15 protein-coding genes are annotated in these 17,386 nt (G+C 72.1%); 11 read left to right on the top strand and 4 right to left on the bottom strand.

Annotation, left to right across the window (positions count from 1 at the left end):
- Nucleotides 1–124 precede the first annotated feature (124 nt).
- Genes ABZ815_RS21680 through ABZ815_RS21665 form a run of 4 tightly spaced genes read right to left on the bottom strand, consistent with a single transcriptional unit; the run spans nucleotide 125 to nucleotide 4,220 of the window.
- Nucleotides 125–886, bottom strand: coding sequence for an SDR family oxidoreductase (locus ABZ815_RS21680; protein ID WP_357700528.1), 762 nt, complete (start codon nucleotides 884–886; stop codon nucleotides 125–127).
- On the bottom strand, nucleotides 883–1,725 hold the full coding sequence (locus tag ABZ815_RS21675) for an amidohydrolase family protein (RefSeq protein WP_357700526.1): 843 nt from the start codon (nucleotides 1,723–1,725) through the stop codon (nucleotides 883–885). Before ABZ815_RS21675 ends, ABZ815_RS21680 begins: the two co-directional genes overlap by 4 nt.
- On the bottom strand, nucleotides 1,715–2,896 hold the full coding sequence (locus tag ABZ815_RS21670; RefSeq protein WP_357700524.1) for a mandelate racemase/muconate lactonizing enzyme family protein: 1,182 nt from the start codon (nucleotides 2,894–2,896) through the stop codon (nucleotides 1,715–1,717). The genes ABZ815_RS21675 and ABZ815_RS21670 overlap by 11 nt, the downstream gene beginning before the upstream one ends.
- Entirely contained in the window at nucleotides 2,883–4,220 is a 1,338-nt protein-coding gene (locus ABZ815_RS21665; RefSeq protein ID WP_357700522.1) for an aspartate aminotransferase family protein, read from the bottom strand. The genes ABZ815_RS21670 and ABZ815_RS21665 overlap by 14 nt, the downstream gene beginning before the upstream one ends.
- Nucleotides 4,221–4,381: 161 nt before the next feature.
- Here ABZ815_RS21665 and ABZ815_RS21660 point away from each other — a divergent pair, with 161 nt between their 5' ends.
- The 11 genes from ABZ815_RS21660 to ABZ815_RS21610 all read left to right on the top strand — a co-directional run bounded on the left by ABZ815_RS21660 (nucleotide 4,382) and on the right by ABZ815_RS21610 (nucleotide 17,381).
- Nucleotides 4,382–5,179, top strand: coding sequence for an IclR family transcriptional regulator (locus ABZ815_RS21660; RefSeq protein WP_357700520.1), 798 nt, complete (start codon nucleotides 4,382–4,384; stop codon nucleotides 5,177–5,179).
- A 172-nt stretch (nucleotides 5,180–5,351) separates the two neighbouring features.
- Nucleotides 5,352–7,301, top strand: a complete 1,950-nt coding sequence (locus tag ABZ815_RS21655; protein ID WP_357700518.1) for a hypothetical protein — start codon at nucleotides 5,352–5,354, stop codon at nucleotides 7,299–7,301.
- 10 nt (nucleotides 7,302–7,311) lie between these two features.
- The gene (locus ABZ815_RS21650; protein WP_357700516.1) at nucleotides 7,312–9,378 is read left to right on the top strand and encodes a hypothetical protein; all 2,067 of its coding nucleotides are present in this window, start codon (nucleotides 7,312–7,314) and stop codon (nucleotides 9,376–9,378) included.
- Complete coding sequence (locus ABZ815_RS21645) at nucleotides 9,379–10,599, top strand: Gfo/Idh/MocA family oxidoreductase (RefSeq protein ID WP_357700514.1); 1,221 nt, start codon at nucleotides 9,379–9,381, stop codon at nucleotides 10,597–10,599.
- A gap of 12 nt (nucleotides 10,600–10,611) precedes the next feature.
- Nucleotides 10,612–11,835 (top strand): sugar ABC transporter substrate-binding protein, encoded by a 1,224-nt coding sequence (locus tag ABZ815_RS21640; RefSeq protein ID WP_357700512.1) that lies wholly within the window; start codon nucleotides 10,612–10,614, stop codon nucleotides 11,833–11,835.
- Nucleotides 11,835–12,689, top strand: coding sequence for a sugar ABC transporter permease (locus tag ABZ815_RS21635; RefSeq protein WP_357700510.1), 855 nt, complete (start codon nucleotides 11,835–11,837; stop codon nucleotides 12,687–12,689). Before ABZ815_RS21640 ends, ABZ815_RS21635 begins: the two co-directional genes overlap by 1 nt.
- Nucleotides 12,686–13,531 (top strand): carbohydrate ABC transporter permease, encoded by an 846-nt coding sequence (locus tag ABZ815_RS21630; protein ID WP_357700508.1) that lies wholly within the window; start codon nucleotides 12,686–12,688, stop codon nucleotides 13,529–13,531. Before ABZ815_RS21635 ends, ABZ815_RS21630 begins: the two co-directional genes overlap by 4 nt.
- Nucleotides 13,531–14,553 (top strand): NAD-dependent epimerase/dehydratase family protein, encoded by a 1,023-nt coding sequence (locus ABZ815_RS21625; RefSeq protein WP_357700506.1) that lies wholly within the window; start codon nucleotides 13,531–13,533, stop codon nucleotides 14,551–14,553. Before ABZ815_RS21630 ends, ABZ815_RS21625 begins: the two co-directional genes overlap by 1 nt.
- On the top strand, nucleotides 14,553–15,569 hold the full coding sequence (locus ABZ815_RS21620) for a dihydrodipicolinate synthase family protein (protein WP_357700504.1): 1,017 nt from the start codon (nucleotides 14,553–14,555) through the stop codon (nucleotides 15,567–15,569). The genes ABZ815_RS21625 and ABZ815_RS21620 overlap by 1 nt, the downstream gene beginning before the upstream one ends.
- Nucleotides 15,553–16,527 carry a hydroxyacid dehydrogenase gene (locus tag ABZ815_RS21615; protein ID WP_357700502.1) on the top strand — a complete coding sequence of 325 codons (975 nt, stop codon included), beginning with the start codon at nucleotides 15,553–15,555 and terminating at the stop codon, nucleotides 16,525–16,527. Before ABZ815_RS21620 ends, ABZ815_RS21615 begins: the two co-directional genes overlap by 17 nt.
- The gene (locus tag ABZ815_RS21610) at nucleotides 16,524–17,381 is read left to right on the top strand and encodes a GNAT family N-acetyltransferase (RefSeq protein WP_357700500.1); all 858 of its coding nucleotides are present in this window, start codon (nucleotides 16,524–16,526) and stop codon (nucleotides 17,379–17,381) included. The genes ABZ815_RS21615 and ABZ815_RS21610 overlap by 4 nt, the downstream gene beginning before the upstream one ends.
- Nucleotides 17,382–17,386: the final 5 nt, after the last annotated feature.

Genomic DNA, 17,386 nt, shown 5'->3' with positions numbered 1-17,386 from the left:
TTTTGTTATCCTCTTGGCTTGGGGTCCCGAGGTGTTGATTCCCGCCTGTGGTTTTGGTGCAGCCCTCTAAGGCGGGGGCGCCGGGCCGATTACCGGGCCGGGCGCCGCAGGTCGGACGCGGGATTCAGGAACCGGGTCGCAGCGAGTTCCGGTACGGCGGCATGAACCTCAGCCGCGGCATCTGGTCGGCCAGCACCCCGCCGTCCACGACCAGGGTGGAGCCGGTGACGTAGCGGGCCGCCTCCGAAGCCAGGTAGGCGACCGCGCCGGCCACGTCGTCCGGCCTGCCGTACCCGCCCCGCAGCGGGATGCGCTCCTCCCACGCCGCCTCGAAGGCCTCGCGGTCGAAGGGGAAGTCGCCGTCGATCGGGGTGGCGATCATGCCGGGCGCGACGGCGTTGACGGTGATGCCGTGGGCTCCCAGCTCGGCGGCGAGCGAACGGGTGATCAGTTCCAGGGCGCCCTTGGAGGCGTTGTAGTGGGCCAGGCCGGCTTCGGCCATGAGGCCGTTCTTGGAGGAGACGGAGACGATCCGGCCCCGCACGCCGTCGGCGATCATGTGCTCGGCCACCCGCTGGGACAGGAAGAACGGCGCGTCGCAGTTGACCCGCATGACGGCCTGCCAGCCGGCCACGGTGATCTCGTTGAAGTGCTCAAGGCGAGCCACCCCGGCGTTGTTGACCAGGACGTGGATCGGCCCGTGGTCGCGCCGGACGTCGTCGGCGAGCCCGGCCAGGCCCTCGGTGTCGGCCAGGTCGAAGCCGTACGCGCAGCCCGCGCCCGGCCGGTCGACGGTGACCACCCGGTAGCCGTCGGCCGTCAGGCGCGCGGCGATGGCCTGGCCGAGGCCCCTGGCGGCCCCGGTGACCACGGCCAGTTCGGTCATGACAGCCCCAGCAGGTCGAGCGACGGGCGGTGGATGAGCTTCTCGATCTCCTCACCGTCCAGGGGCGGCAGCCCGGGGATGCCGGGGACCGCGCCGACGGCCCGCAGCCCCTCCACCGAGGCGTCCACCGTGGTGAAGGGGTAGTCGCTGCCGAACAGGAGCTTGGCCCACACGCCGTAGTCCTGGGCCAGGCGCAGGCTGTGCCAGAGCTGGAAGGGCCGGTAGTGCAGGGCCGAGACGTCGGCGTAGACGTGGCGGTGCTTGCGGATCACCGCGATGCACTCGCCCTCGTACGGGTGGCCGAGGTGGGCCAGGACCATGCGCAGCTCCGGATGCCTGATGGCGACCTCGTCCAGGTGCACCGGCAGGGCGTACCGCAGGGGGGCGGCCGAGACGAACGTGGTCCCGGTGTGCACGAGCAGCGGCAAGCCGTGGCGGGCGGCGTAGGCGTACAGGTCGTCCAGCTCGGGGGCGGCCGGGTCGAAGCCGGCGTACATCGGCATGAGCTTGATGCCGCGCAGCCCCAGGTCGCGGTGGCCGTGCTCCAGCTCGTCGCGCCAACCGGGCTGGGTGGGGTCCAGCGACAGGTAGCCGATGAGCCGGTCGGGGTGCTCGGCCGCGTAGGCGGCCACGGCGGCGTCGTCCACCCACAGGCCCGAGCGCCTGGCCTTGCCGCCCACCACAACGGTACGGGTGCCGGGGGGCGAGGTGGCGGCGTAGTCCGCCCAGCGCACGGTCAGGTCGACGTGACCGCCGTGCGCGCGGGCGGACTCGGCCGCGAACGGGTCGCCGACGTCGTCCGGGCAGGTGAACAGATGGGAGTGGACGTCAACGATCACGCTTCTCCCAGCCCTCCTTGAACATGTTCCAGAACCGGTGGGAGGGCGGGTGCTCGGCGAAGACCTCGTCGGCCAGCTCGACGCCGAGCCCCGGCCGCTCCGGCAGCCCGATGTGGCCGTCGACCACGGGCAGGGCGCCCTTCAGCGCGTCGAAGACGTACGGCTCCAGCATGCCGTCGAACGTCTCCAGGACGAGCAGGTTGGGCATGCCGAGCACGGCGTGCACGGAGGCCGTGGTGCACAGCGGGGAGTTGGAGTTGTGCGGGGCGACCAGCATGGCGTGCACGTCGGCCTGCGCGGCGAGCTTCCTGATCTCGGTGAACCCGCCGGCCATCGACAGGTCGGGCTGGATGATGTCGACCGCGCCGGTGGCGAACAGCCGGGCGTACTCGTAGCGGTTGTGGAAGTGCTCGCCGCCGGAGATGGGCATGGCGGCGCGGGCGCGCAGTTCGGCGTAGCGCTCGATGTGCGTCCAGGGCAGCGGCTCCTCGAACCAGCCGAGGTCGAACGGCTCCAGCTCGCGCACCAGCCGGACGGCGGTCGGCATCGCGAAGCGGGCGTGCCCCTCGACGAAGAGGTCGAGGTCCGGCACGGCCTCGCGGACGGCCGCGACGATGTCGACCGAGAGCCGCAGCTCGGCCCGGGACAGCTCGCCCAGCCCGGCCCCGAACGGGTCGAACTTCAGCCCGGTGTAGCCGCGGGCGGCGACCTCCTTGGCCTTGGCCGCGAACACCTGCGGGTCGCGCTCGCCGGTGTACCAGCCGTTGGCGTAGACGCGCACCGAGTCGCGGCAGGCACCGCCGGTCAGCCGGTAGGCGGGCACGCCCAGCGCCTTGCCCATGATGTCGTAGAGCGCCTGGTCGACGCCGGAGACGACGATGCCGCCGACGTCGCCGCCGCGCAGGAAGTCGCCCTGGTACATCCGCAGCCAGATCTCCTCGACGTCGAAGGGATCGGCGCCGATCAGGTGGCGCTGCGCCATGGCCTCGGTCAGCGAGCAGGTCTCCCGGCCCCGGTAGGGGTGGGTGATCTCGCCGATGCCGCTCAGACCTTCGTCGGTGTGGACGCGCACGTAGGAGAAGTCGCGCCAGGCGGTGCCGAGCGAGAGGGTCTCGACGCGGCTGATCCGGCCGGCGGGCCCGACCGGGCGCCTGGTGTCAACGGTGAGCATCGGCTCCGCCCATCGTGCTGGCGTCGGTGAGGTCGAGCACGTCGCCGCGGGCCAGGGTGGCCGCGGCGGCGGCCGCTTCGAGCAGGTGGTCGACGTCGGCGTCGGTGTGGGCGTAGGAGACGTGGCTGCGCTTGAGGTTCAGCGGCAGCTCGAAGATGCCGTGCTCCAGCAGGCGGCGGCGGTACCCGATGAACATGTTGGCATCATTGCGCAGCAGGTCGTCGTAGGTGCGGGCGGGTCCGGTCATGAAATATCCGACGAAGACCGAGCCGTAACCGCTGACCAGCGCCGGGAGGTCCAGCGAGGCGAAGACCTCGGCCAGCCCGGTCCTGATCCGCTCGCCGAGGCGGAAGACGTGCTCGTGCACCGGCTGCTCGCGCAGCTTGCGCAGCGTGGCCAGGGCGGCCGCCACGACGGCCGGGTGGCCGTTGTAGGTGCCGGCGAAGAAGGCGGGGCCGCCGGGCCGCGAGCTGAACAGCTCCATGAGATCGGCGCGGCCTCCGAGCGCGCCCACCGGGTAGCCGTTCGCGATCGCCTTGCCCATGGTGGTGAGGTCGGGGGTGATGCCGGAGATCGCCTGCCAGCCGCCCAGGTGGTGACGGAAGCCGGTGATGACCTCGTCGAAGATCAGCACGCTCCCCGACCTGGTGCACTCGGCGCGCAGCGTCTGGAGGAACTCCTGCTCGGGCAGCAGGCAGCCGACGTTGTGCGGCACCGGCTCCAGGATGACGGCGGCGATGTCGTCGCCGTGCTCGGCGAACGCCCGGCGGACGGCCTCCGCGTCGTTGAACGGCAGGACCAGCGTGGCCTGGAGCACCTCGGGCAGGATGCCGGTCGAGATCGGGTCGTGCGTGCCGACCTTCTCCGGCGTGGAGATCACGTTGAGGCTGACCGCGTCGTGCCAGCCGTGGTAGCAACCCTGGAACTTCACCACGAGCCGGCGGCCGGTCGCGGCCCTGGCCACGCGCAGGGCGTGGAAGGTGGCCTCGCTGCCGGTGCTGGTCAGGAGCACCTTCTCCACGCTCGGCACGAGTTCGGCCAGCGTCTCGGCCAGCTCGACCTCACCCGTGGTGACGCCGACGCCGCACAGGTCGACCGTACGGCCGGCCTCGGCGACGGCCGCGCCGACGTCGGGGTCGTTGTGGCCGAGCAGCGGCGGGCCGAAGGCGGCGTGGTAGTCGACGAACTCCCGTCCTTGCGAGTCGCGGAAGCGGGCGCCGGCGGCATGGGTGATCACCAGGTCGGTGAGCCCGGGGATGCTGCGCTGCCCGCTGTTCACGCCGCCGGGGATGACCTGGCGTGCGCGCTCGGCTAGGTGCTTCAAATCTCTCTCCTCTGACGCGCTTCCCGGCCCGGCCCGGCCTAGGGAGCGCTGGTCATCCGCCACAAATTCCGAACAGTGTTTGGCAATACCGAACAGACGAGGGAGATTGAAACACGAAGATGGGTGGGGGTCAACGATGAATTCCGCTAAGCTGTTCGGCTGTGACGAACACTGCTGCTGAGGAATCGCGATATTGGGTCCGCAGCGTCGCCCGCGCCGCCGAGGTGCTGGAGGTCCTGTCCCGTGTGGGGCCGGGCGGCGGCATGAGCGTGACCGAGATCGCCGCGGCCTGCGGGCTGAGCAAGAGCGCCGCCTTCGCCACGCTCTACACGCTGCGCGGCTACAGCCTGGTCGCCGACGACGGCGAGGGCATGAACCGCCGCTACCGACTGGGCATGGCGCTGGCCAGGCTGGGGGCCAGGGCCCAGGCACAGCTCTCGCTGCGCGACGTGGCGCGGCCGGCGCTGGTCGAGCTCACCGAGCGGACCGCGATGAACTCCCGGCTCGCCGTGCCCGAGGCCGGGCAGGCGGTCGTCGTCGACCAGGTGAGCAACGGCGAGCGCATCCAGGTCGACCTGCGGATGGGCACCAGGGAGCTGCCCCACTGCACCGGGCTGGGCAAGGCGCTGCTGGCCGAGATGAGCGACGAGGAGGTCGCCAAGGTCGTCGGCCACGTCGGCCTGCCGCGCCGGACCGGCCACACGATCACCGAGCTGCCGCTGCTGCTGGCCCACCTGAAGACCGTCAGGGAGCTCGGCTACGCGGTCGACGACGAGGAGGACGCCGACGGGATCTTCTGCATCGGCAGCGCGCTGCGCGACCACACCGGCGCCTGCGTGGGCGCGATCAGCATCACCTCGCTCAAGCGCGACCTGCCCGCCTGGCGCTACCAGGAGCTCGGCCGGGAGGTGCGGGAGACCGCGGCGATGATCTCCCAGCAGCTCGGGCATCCCGCGTGACGGCTTGACAGATCCGCCACCACTGTCTAGCGTCCTCGCCAATCGTTTCGGGCGAAGATCCGACTCCGAGCGCCGCGGCCCCGGCGCCGGACGTCCTGGGCCGCAGCGCCGCCGCCTGCCCGCCTTCGCACGCCCGGCCTTCCCATCACCCCGTTCCCGAAGGCCTCCCCCCATGAACCATGTAAGCGACGTCGCACGCCTGCTCGCGCTCGACGCCTCCCGACTCGCCGACGGCACGCTGCTGCGTGTCGCGGGCTACCATCGCGCCGGTGACGGCGGCGGCAAGCTCGTCCGCTGGGACGCGGCCTCCACCGCGCCCCCCAACGGCGGCACGGTCCTCGGCTCCGCGCCGAAGGGCCGCTGGATCCAGCTCCACGACGGCCGCCTCGACTTCCGGGCCTTCGGCGTCCTCGACCCCAGGACGCCCGCGGACGCCGCGCTGGAGGCCATGGTCAACGACCCGGCCGTCTCCAGGATCGAGGCCCACACCGACCTCAACTTCGTCAGGCGCCACACCTTCCGGCGCTCGGACGTCGTGCTCGACTTCGGCGGCCACACCATGACCACCGAGGGCATCGAGAAGAACAGCCACGACAACCCCTTCGGCGCGGTCCTGTTCTTCCAGGGCGAGCGGACCCGGACCACCGTCACCGGCACGCTCACGGCCACGATCCCCGACCTGGCCGACGTCTTCGAGGTCGACTCCCGCTCGTTCCGGGTCGGCCAGTGGTGGGCCGTGGAGGTCGACGCGCTGGCGGGCACGTACGAGCGCGAGCTCCAGCGCCTGGTCCAGGTCACCCAGATCGTCGACGACCGGCACGTCCGGGTGAACTACAAGAACGGCTGGGAGCTGGCGGCCGGCCGTACGCTGACCTGGACGCTGGTCAACCCGGTCGAGCGCGTCGACGTGCGCGGCCTGCGCTTCGTGGCCGCGCCCGGCGGCGACGAGTACACCGGCTCGCACCCGATCGCCTACGAGTACGCCGTCCACTGCGACGTCGAGGACGTCCACGCCACCGGCAGCTTCTGGCCGGTGATCATGCGGCGCTGGTGCACCCACTTCCGCACCCGGCGCTGCAGCCTGAAGAACCCCCCGACCGTCATGTACGGCGGCGCGGGCTACCTGACCCAGCAGATCTACTGCCTGTACGGCCACGTCGCCGACTGCACCACCTCCAACGTCCGCCACCTCAACGACTTCACCGCCAGCGCCTACTGCACGGTCGAGAACTGCCACGGCGACGGCGACGACGAGGGCGGCAACCCCTTCACCACCCACGGCCAGTACGAGCACGACCTGGTCTTCACCGGCAACTCCGGCCTCATGGACATCGCCAACAGCGGCGCCCTGTGGGGCACCAGCGCCAAGCGCATCACCGTGCGCAAGCACCTGTGCTCGTGGTTCGTGGCCGGAACGAAGATCACCGACCTGACGCTGGAGGACGTGCGGGTGATCCCCCGCTCGACGTTCGACCCGGCGGGAACGCTCCAGGTGAACGCCGACGGCCTGCACATGCGCGGCTGCTCGGCCAAGACCGTCGCGATCGGCCAGCGCTCCAACCGCTCCGGCCGCCCCAACGTCATCGAGGGCTGCTCCTTCGACCTGCCCAAGGACCAGGTGCTGGTCCAGACGCCGGTGAGCAACGCGCTGCACTTCAAGGAGTGCGTCATCACCGGGCTCGACGGCGCCACCCTGCGCGGCTCCGGTCCCCTGCGCCTCACCGGGTGCGTCCTGAGCGGCAAGGGCCAGGTCTCGCTGGGCTCGTCCGACGTCGTGATCAGCGGCGGCCGGGTCGACGGCGTGCGGATCGAACTGAGCGCCGTACGCGACCAGCGGCTGCGCCTGGAGGGCGTCACGCTGGACGGCGCCGTCCTCGGCCGTGCCGCCGGTCCGGGCGTCCTGACCTGGGAACTGGCCGCCTGCACGGCCGACGCCACCCGCGTCGAGCTGACCGGCGGCGACAACCGCTTCCGCGCCGCCGGCTCCCGCTTCACCGGCGGCCGCCTCGACCTGACCGCCGCCACCGTCCTGGTGCACACCGGCTGCACCGAGGAGGGCGTCGAGCGCGCCTTCCCGCCCGCCGGCCCCCGCGTCCTCATCGCCGACACCCTCGCACTGTAAGGAACCACCCATGGAACGTCGTGACATCCTGCGCGTCACCGGTTTAGCGGCTGTCGGCACCGTCCTGGCGGCCAGGCCCGCGCTCGCCGAGCCGGACAAGAAGCCCAAGGACGAGGTGCAGGCGGTCGGCACCGTCGCCGAGCTGCTCGCCTTCGAGGCCGCCAAGCTGGCGGACGGCACACTGGCGCAGGTCGCGGGCTACCTCAAGCCGGGCGACGGCGGCGGCAAGCTCGTGCGCTGGGACGCGGCCTCCACGGCCGCCGCCAACGGCGGCACCGTGCTCGGCTCCGCGCCGAAGGGCCGCTGGATCCAGCTCCACGACGGCTGCCTCGACTTCCGGGCCTTCGGCGTCTTCGACGACAGGACGCCCGCGGACGCCGCCCTGGAGGCCATGGTCAACGACCCCGCCGTCTCCAGGATCGAGGCCCACAGCGACCTCAACTTCGTCAAGCGGCACAAGTTCCAGCGCTCCGGCCTGGTGCTGGACTTCGGCGGTCACACGATGCGCACCGTGGGCATCGAGAAGGCCGGCCAGGACGACCCGTTCGCGGCGGTCATGTTCTTCCGCGGCAAGGTCACCTCGACCACGGTCACCCACAAGCTGGGCGCCGCGGTGCCCGACCTGTCGGACGTCTTCGAGGTCGCCGACTCCGCCGCCTTCAAGGTCGGGCAGTGGTGGAGCGCCGAGGTCAACGCGCTGTCCGGCCGCTGGGAGCGCGAGCTGCAGAAGCTGGTCGAGATCACCCAGATCGTCGACGGCACGCACGTCCGGGTGAACTACAAGAACGGCTGGGAGCTGGCCGCCGGCCGGACGATCACCTGGACGCTCGTCGAGCCGGTCGAGCGGGTGCACGTGCGCAACCTGCGCTTCGAGGGCGTCGCGGACGGCGACCAGTACACCGGCTCGCACCCGCTGGCCTACGAGTACGCCGTCCACTGCGACGTCGAGGGCCTCCACGGCACGGGCACGTTCTGGCCGCTGATCATGCGGCGCTGGGCCACCCACTTCCGCACCGAGCGCTGCACCCTGAAGAACCCCGCCAGCGTGACCTGGGGCGGCGCGGGCTACCTGACCCAGCAGATCTACTGCCTGTACGGCCACGTCCGCGACTGCCACACGGCCAACGCCCGCCACCTGAACGACTTCACCGCCAGCGCCTACTGCTACGTGGAGAACTGCCACGGCGACGGCGACGACCAGGGGCCGTTCGTCACCCACGGCCAGTACGAGCACGACCTGACCTACACCGGCAACTCCGGCCTGATGACCTTCGCCAACTCCGGCGCGGCCTGGGGCTCGGCGGCCAAGCGGATCACGGTGCGCAAGCACGTCTGCTCGTGGTTCGTGGCCCGGGTGAAGATCACCGACCTGACGCTGGAGGACCTCCAGGTCATCGGCAAGCCGTCGCTGGAGGGCTCGGGCATGATCTGGGTCAACGCCGACGGCGTGCAGATGCGCGGCTGCTCGGCCAGCCACACGCTGATCGTCTCCCAGCAGTCGAAGTTGTCGCGCCGTCCCAACCTGATCGAGGGCTGCGTCTTCACCGTCCCGGCCAAGAGCGAGATCGTCCAGGCGAACGTGACCGCGCCGGTGCACGTCAGCCGCACCACGTTCCACGGCCTGAACGGCAACGCCTTCAACGGCGCCGACCTGCGCCTGTCCGGCTCCACGCTGAACGGCGCCGAGGGCGCGGCCCCGCTGGTCCTCGCCGGGTCGGTGTCGCTGACCGGCTGCACGGTCAAGAACGTGGGCCTGGCCGCCGCCGGCAAGGCCGACCAGCGCGTCCGCCTCGACGGCGGCACCGAGCTGGCCGAGGCCGGGCTGTCGCGGGTGGACGGCGCCGGGCTGGTCTCCTGGCAGCTCGCCGGGGTCCGGAGCCAGAACGCCGGAGCCCACGTCCAGCTCGACTCCGGCAGGAACCGCTACACGGCGACCGGCTGCCAGTTCGGCGGCGGCCGCCTGTCGATCAAGGCCTTCGAGGTGGTCCAGCACACGGGCAACGTCGAGGAGGGCGTCGCCAGGGAGCTGCCGGCCGACGGGCCGAAGGTCCTTACCTCGGGAAATCTGGTGATTTAGGTGCGTAAAGTAACGCTGGCCGTCGCGGGGGCGGGCAACCGGGGGCAGACCTACGCCTCCTGGATCGCCGCCCACCCCGACCGGGCGGAGCTGGTCGCCGTGGCCGACCCCGACCCCGTCCGCCGGGCCAGGCTGGCCGGGCCCGGGGTGCGCGAGTTCGGCGACTGGCGCGAGCTGCTGCGCGAGCGGGTGGCCGACGCCGTCGTCCTGTCCACCCAGGACCGCCTGCACGTCGAGCCCGCCATCGCCCTGGCGCGGGCGGGCTACGCGCTGCTCCTGGAGAAGCCCATGGCGCCGACCGAGCAGGAGTGCCGCGAGATCGTGTCGGCCGTCGCCGGGACGGGCGTGCTGCTCGCCGTCTGCCACGTGCTGCGCTACACGCCCTACACCGCGCTGGTGAAGGAGACCGTGGACAGCGGGGTGCTCGGCGAGGTCATGAGCGTCGAGCACCTGGAGCCGGTCGGCTGGTGGCACCAGGCGCACTCCTACGTGCGCGGCCCCTGGCGCAGCGAGCGCCTGGCCAGCCCGATGCTGCTGGCCAAGTCCTCCCACGACCTGGACTGGCTGGCCTACGTCACCGGGCTCAGGATCGAGAAGGTCGCCAGTTTCGGCTCGCTCGGCCACTTCAGGCCCGAGCGGCGACCGGCGCAGGCCGCCGACCGCTGCCTCGACTGCGTGCTGGAGCCCGGGTGCCCGTACTCGGCGCCCCGGCTGTACCTGAACCGCGGCTACGACTGGCCGACCAGCGTCCTGGGCGAGAACGAGGAGCAGGTCATGGACGCCCTGCGCACCGGCCCGTACGGCAGGTGCGTGTACGCCTGCGACAACGACGTGGTCGACCACCAGGTGCTCGCCATGGAGCTGACCGGCGGGGCGACCGCGACGTTCACCATGACCGCCTTCACCGAGCAGACCCACCGCCAGACGAAGATCTTCGGCACCCACGGGCGGCTGATCGGCGACGGCGAGTCGGTCGAGGTGCTCGACTTCCGCGACGGCCGCAGCACCCGTCGCGACGTCACCGAGACCGGCTCGAACGCCGGCGACGGCCACGGCGGCGGGGACGACGGCGTGATGGACGCCTTCGTCACCGCGCTGGCCACCGGCGACCCCGCACACGTGCGCTCGGGCCCCACCGAGTCGCTCCACAGCCACCTCGCGGTCTTCGCCGCCGAGAAGGCCCGGCACAGCGGCACGGTCGTCACCGTGCCGGCATCCTAGGAAGGAACGATCATGCGACTGCGCGCGCTGGCCGCCGCTGCGGCCGCCCTCGGCACCCTGACCGCCTGCGGCGGCGGCTCCGGAGGCGACGAGAAGCAGACCGTGACCATGTGGATCTACCCGAACATCGCCGACCAGGCCAAGCACCAGGCGTTCTGGGACGAGCAGACCAAGGCGTTCGAGGCGGCCAACCCGAACATCGACGTCAAGGTCGAGATCTACCCGTGGGCCAAGCGCGACGAGGCGCTGTCCACGGCGATCGCCGGCAACAAGGCGCCCGACGTGGTCTACCTCATCCCCGACCAGCTCCCCAAGTACGGCAGGACGCTGGAGCCGGTGGACGCCTACCTCGCCGACAAGGCCGACTACCGGGACAACGCCCTGAAGTCGGTCACCATCGACGGCAAGGTCATGGGCGCGCCGATCCTCATGTCGGCCAACCCGCTGGTCTGCAACCAGAAGGCCTTCGACGCCGCCGGGATCACCGAGTTCCCCAAGACCTGGAACGACGTGCTCACCCTGGCCCCGAAGTTCAAGGCCAAGGACGTGGACGTCACCAACTACTGGGCCGACCCCGCCGCCACCCTCAACCAGTCGTTCTACCCGCTGCTGTGGCAGGCGGGCGGCGACGTGTTCAGCCCCGACGGCAGGTCGGCGGCCTTCGGCGGCCCCGAGGGCGTCAAGGCGCTGACGTTCCTGAAGAACCTGGCCGACGGCGGCTTTGTGGAGAAGGACCTGCTGACCGGGCTGCCCAAGTTCGAGCAGACCAGGACCGCGCAGAACAAGGTGGCCTGCACCTGGCAGCAGCTCCCCGCCGACGTCGAGTCGTTCTGGGGCAAGGAGAACATCAAGGTGCTGCCGCCGCTGACCGACGCCAAGCAGGTCGCCTACGGCACCGTCGGCTCGCTGTCCCTGCTCAAGGCCTCCGACAACAAGGAGGCGGCGGGCAAGTGGATCGGCTTCGCCACCGGCGCGGCCCCGAGCAAGGCCTACGACCTGGCCTCCGGCTACTTCTCGCCGCGCAAGTCCACCGGCTCGCTGTACGCGGACGACCCGGTGCAGGCCGAGGTGGAGAAGGCGCTCGACCTGACCACGGCCGGGCCGCTGCACGAGAAGGCGCGTGACGTGATGGGCGTCCTGGCTCCCGAGATCCAGGCCGCGCTGATCGGCAAGAAGACGCCCGAGCAGGCGCTCGCCGACGCGGCCAAGGCCGCGGACGCGCTGCTGGGTGGCTGATGGCGGCGATCGACGTCAGGCGGTGGGAGGCGCGGACCGGACTGCTGTTCGTCCTGCCGTGCCTCCTGCTCTTCCTGCTGTTCCGGTTCGGCCCGTCCGTCGCCGGGGTGCTGCTGGGGTTCTTCGACTCCTCCATCGGCGCCAGCCCGGAGTGGACCGGCGTGGACAACTACCGGCGGATGGCCGCCGACCCCGTCTTCTGGGAGTCGCTGCGCATCACGCTGATCTACACGATCCTGTACGTGCCGGCGTCGATGGCGGCCTCGGTGGGCATGGCGCTGCTGGTGCGCCGCGCCTTCCGCGGGGCCGCGTTCTTCCGCTCGGTCTTCTTCCTGCCCGTCGTCACCAGCCTGGTCCTGGCCGGGACGGTCTTCACCTGGCTGTTCTCCTCCGAGGGGCCGATCACCAAGCTCACCGGGCAGTCCTGGCTGGCCTCCACCACGCTGGTCATCCCGGCGCTGGTGATCGTCTCGGTCTGGTCCAGGTTCGGGTACGGCATGCTGATCGTCCTGGCCCGGCTCCAGGACCTGCCGCGGGAGCTGGAGGAGGCCGCGCTCACCGACGGCGCCTCCACCTGGCAGCGGTTCCGCTACATCGTGGCCCCGCAGCTGCGCCCCGCGCTGTTCTTCGTCGCCGTCATCGAGACGACCAACTCCTTCCAGGTGTTCGACCTGGTCTACGTGATGACCGGCGGCGGCCCGGCGCACGGCAGCTTCACGCTGGTCATGGCCCTGTACGAGCAGGCGTTCAAGAACTTCGACTTCGGCTACGCCAGCGCCATCGGCGTCGCGCTGTTCGTCATGACCCTCGTGGTCGCGCTGATCCAGCGCCTGATCATCGGGAGGTCGAAGTGACGAAGTATCGCTCGTACAAGGCGCTGGAGCCGACGAGGGGCGGGAAGGTCGTCAGGTTCGTCCTGCTGGCCGTCGCCACGCCGGTCACGCTGTTCCCCTTCTACGCGATGGTCGTGCTGTCGCTGAAGCCGGGCACGGCCGTGACGTTCCCGGAGAGCATGCTGCCCTGGCCGGTCGACTTCGGCGCCTACGGCGAGGTGCTGGGCGGGCGCGACCTGGTCACCTGGACGGTCAACACGCTGATCTACTCCGTGGTCAGCGTGGTGGCCGTGCTCCTGCTGGCCTCGCTGGCCGGGTACGCCTTCGCCAAGAAACGGTTCCCCGGCCGCGAGCCCATGTTCTGGTCGTTCCTGGCCATGGTCATGGTGCCCTACCACGTGACGCTCATCCCGACCTTCATGCTCATCGCCGAGCTGGGCGGGGTGGACACCTACTGGGGGCTGATCCTGCCGACGCTCGCCAACGCGCAGGCGGTCTTCCTCATGCGGCAGTTCATCATGGGCCTGCCGGACGAGCTGTTCGAGGCGGCCCGGCTCGACGGCGCCTCCGAGTGGCGGATCTTCATCAGGATCGTCCTGCCGCTGTGCAAGCCGATCCTGGCCACGCTGGGCGTCTTCGTCTTCCTGTGGCACTGGAACGACCTGCTCTGGCCGCTCATCATCGGCGGCGGCGCCGACATGCGCACTCTGACCGTGGGCATCGCCTCCCTGCAGACGGAGAACGTGCCGCTCAGCGTGGTGCTGGCCGGTGCCACGGTCGCGTTCGTACCGATCTTCGCCGCCTACCTGGTCGGCCAGCGTTATTTCACCGAAGGAGTCACGATGTCGGGGATCAAGGGTTGATGTTCACCTCCGTCGACGAACTGGAAGAGCGCCTCACGCGGCCGTCCGAGTCGCTCGTGGCCGACCTCGCCGCCGGCTCCGGCGACCTGGTCGTGCTGGGCGCCGGGGGCAAGATGGGGCCCACGTTGTGCCGCCTGGCCCGGCGCGGCCTGGACGCCGCCGGGCGCGGCGCCGACCGCGTCTTCGCCGTCTCCCGCTGGTCCGACCGCGCGGCCGCCGGCGCCCTCGCCGCGCACGGCGTGGACGTCGTCCCCTTCGACCTGCTCGACGGCGACCTGGGCACGCTGCCCGACGCCGGGGACGTGGTCTTCATGGTCGGGGCGAAGTTCGGCACGTCGGCCGCGCCGTACCTCGCCTGGGTCGTCAACGCGGCCCTGCCCGCCCGCGTCGCCGACAGGTACGGCCACGCGCGCGTCGCCGCGTTGTCCACGGGCAACGTCTACCCGCTGGTGCCCGTCTCGTCGGGCGGCAGCGCCGAGGGCGACCCGGTCGGGCCGGTGGGCGAGTACGCGATGAGCTGCCTCGGACGCGAGCGCATCTTCGAGCACGCGGCCGCCACCCGCGGCACGGCCGTGACGCTCGTCCGCCTCAACTACGCGGTGGACCTGCGGTACGGCGTGCTCGCCGACATCGGGCAGCGGGTGCTGTCCGGCGCCCCGGTGGACGTGACGACCGGCCACGTCAACGTGGTCTGGCAGGGCTACGCCAACGAGGTCGTGCTGCGCTCGCTCGCCCACGCCACGTCGGGCACGCCGTTCACGCTGAACCTGACCGGGCCCGAGACCGCCTCGGTGCGCCGGGTGGCCGCCGCCTTCGGCGCGCGTCTGGGCACGCCGGTGTCCTTCGAGGGGTCCGAGGCCGCGACGGCGCTGCTGAACGACGCCACCCTCTGTCACCGGCTCTTCGGCTACCCGGACGTCCCGCTGGGCACGCTCGTCGACTGGCAGGCCGCCTGGCTGTCCGCCGGGCTGCCGACGTCGGGCAAACCCACCAAGTTCGCCGTACGAGACGGGAGATTCTGATGCTCACGCCGAATGCCGCGCTGTCGCGCCTGCGGGCGGGGACCGTCATCCCCGCGCACCCGCTCGCGCTGACCGCGGACCGGACGCTGGACGAGCGCCGCCAGGCCGCCCTCACCCGGTACTACCTGGCGGCGGGCGCCGGGGGCCTGGCCGTGGGCGTGCACACGACCCAGTTCGAGATCCGCCGGGCCGGGCTGCTGGAGCCGGTCCTCCGCCTGGCCGCCGACGTGAGCCGGGAGTCCGCCCGGCGGTCTTCCGGGGAGCCGCCGGTGCTCGTCGCCGGGGCGTGCGGCCCGACCGCGCAGGCGGTGGCCGAGGCCGAGCTGGCCGCCTCCCTCGGGTACGACGCCGTGCTGCTGTCGCCGGTCGTGCCGGGCGCCTCCGAGGGCGATCTGCTGGCGCGGGCCGCGGCCGTGGGCGAGGTGCTGCCGGTCGTCGGCTTCTACCTGCAGACGGCCATCGGCGGGCCGGTGCTGTCGCGCGGCTTCTGGCGGGCGCTGGCCGACCAGCCGTCCACGGTCGCGGTGAAGGTGGCGGCGTTCGACCGCTACCGCTCGCTGGACGTGGCGCACGGGGTGGCCGCCTCCGACCGGGCCGACCAGGTCGCGCTGTACACGGGCAACGACGACCACATCATCGGCGACCTGCTGGCCGAGCTGCCCGGCGGGGCGCGCTTCGTCGGCGGGCTGCTCGGCCAGTGGGCGGTGTGGACCCGGGCGGCGGTGGAGATGGCCCAGGGCCTGCGCGACGACCCGGCGCCGTGGTGGGGCCGGGCCACGGCGCTCACCGACGCCAACGCCGCCGTCTTCGACGCCGCCAACGCCTTCGCCGGGTGCATCGCCGGCGTGCACGAGGTGCTGCGCAGGCAGGGTTTGCTGGCGGGCACCTGGTGCCTCGACCCCGCCGAGGGCCTGTCCCCCGGCCAGGCCGAGGAGCTGGCCCGCGTCAGCGCCGCCTACCCGTGGCTGACCGACGACGACTTCGTGGCGGAACACCGCGATGCCTGGCTCTCCTGACTCCCCCGTGCGCGTCCTGGTCAGCGTCCCGCCGGGGTTGCGTGCGCAGTTCTTCCCCGATCCCGCCGCCCTGACCGCCCTGGGGGACGTGCGGCTGATCGACGACCACCGCGCGCTGCCCGAGGCGCTGCCCGGCACCGAGGTGCTGGTGACGTCGTGGGGGGTGCCACCGCTCACCGCCGAGCTGCTCGATCGGGCGCCTGGGCTGCGGCTGGTCGCGCACACCGGGGCGACGGTCAAGCCGTTCGTCACCGGCGAGCTGTGGGCGCGCGGCGTCCGGGTGACGCAGGCGGGCGCGGGCATGGCGCGGTCGGTCGCGGAGGTGGCGCTGACCTTCACGCTGGCACTGCTGCACCAGGTGCACCGCTTCGACCACGCCCTGCGCGGCGGCCTGCCGTGGGAGGAGGCCGAGCGCGCGCCGGCCAGGCGGGAGATCCTCGGCTGCCCGATCGGCGTCATCGGCGCCTCCAGGACCGGCCGCGCCTACCTCGACCTGGTCCGCGCGCTGGGCGCCGAGGTCACCGTGGCCGACCCGTACCACGAGGGCGCCGTCGAGCTGGACGAGCTGCTGTCCACCAGCCGGATCGTCGCCGTGCACGCCCCGGCGCTGCCGGAGACGCGCCACCTGCTCGGGGCGCGGGAGCTGGAGCTGATGCCCGACGGCGCCGGGCTGGTCAACACCGCCCGGTCGTGGCTGGTCGACGAGGCCGCCCTGCTGGCCGAGCTGCGCACGGGACGGCTGGACGCGGCGATCGACGTCTTCGACGAGGAGCCACTGCCGGTCGGGCACCCGTTCCGCGGGCTGCCGAACGTGCTGCTCACCCCGCACCAGGCGGCCGGCACCGACTCGGGCCGGGCCCGCCAGGGCAGGCTGGTGGCCGAGGAGATCGCCCGGTACGCCGGCGGCGTCCCGCTGGAGCACGAGGTGACGCCGGAGCACCTGGGGAGGATGGGGTGACGCCGCTGCGCACCGCCCGTCCCGGCGACCGCGAGGCGCTCCACGCGCTGTGGGCCGCCTGCTTCGACGCCCCGCACGTGGTGCCCCTGTACGAGACCGACCCCGGCCGGTACGGCAGGACGTTCGTGACCGGCGACGTGTCGGCGTGCGTGTACTACCTGCCGCGCCGGGTCCACGACGGCCTGGGCGGCGAGGTGCTGGTGGGCGGGGTGGCCAACGTCGCCGCCCATCCGTCGGTGCGCGGCCGGGGGCACGTCCGGCGGCTGCTGGCGATGGCTACCGAGGCGATGGCGGCCGACGGCTGCGCCTGGTCGCTGCTGTTCACCGGCACGCCCGGGGTCTACAAGGAGTGGTCCGTCTTCGAGCTGCGGACCGTGTCCGGCCCGCTGCGCCGGCCCGCCGCGGGCGGGCGGAGGTTGCGCGGGCTCGCCGCGGGTGACGCGGCCCTCCTGCGTGACCTGTACGACCGGCACAACGCGCGGCGTCCGCTGACCGCCGTGCGGGACGAGGCGCACTGGCGCGACCGGCTGCCGATCTGGTACGGCGACCCGGTCGAACTGCTGGCCGGGGACGCCGGGTACGCCGCCGTCCGATGGGAGGGCGGCGTGCTCGACGTGCTGGAGGTCGCCGGGGACGTGCCCGAGGTGCTCTCCGCCCTGGCCGCCGAGGCGGAAGCCAGGGGCGTCGGCACCGGCAGGGCCAGGCTGACCTGGGACGACCCGGCCCTGCCGCACCTGTTCGCGAGCGTCGTCCCGGAGCGGGACCGCACGGGGATGGCCCGCGCGGTCCTGGGCGACCCGGCGCCCGTGGTCGGCGCGGCGAACGCCGCCCACTGGCCGGCCGACTACTTCTGACAGCC

Origin of the sequence: Nonomuraea sp. NPDC047529 (assembly GCF_040642995.1) — a bacterium.
GTDB lineage: Bacteria > Actinomycetota > Actinomycetes > Streptosporangiales > Streptosporangiaceae > Nonomuraea.
This window is presented reverse-complemented; position numbering and strand designations above follow the sequence as displayed.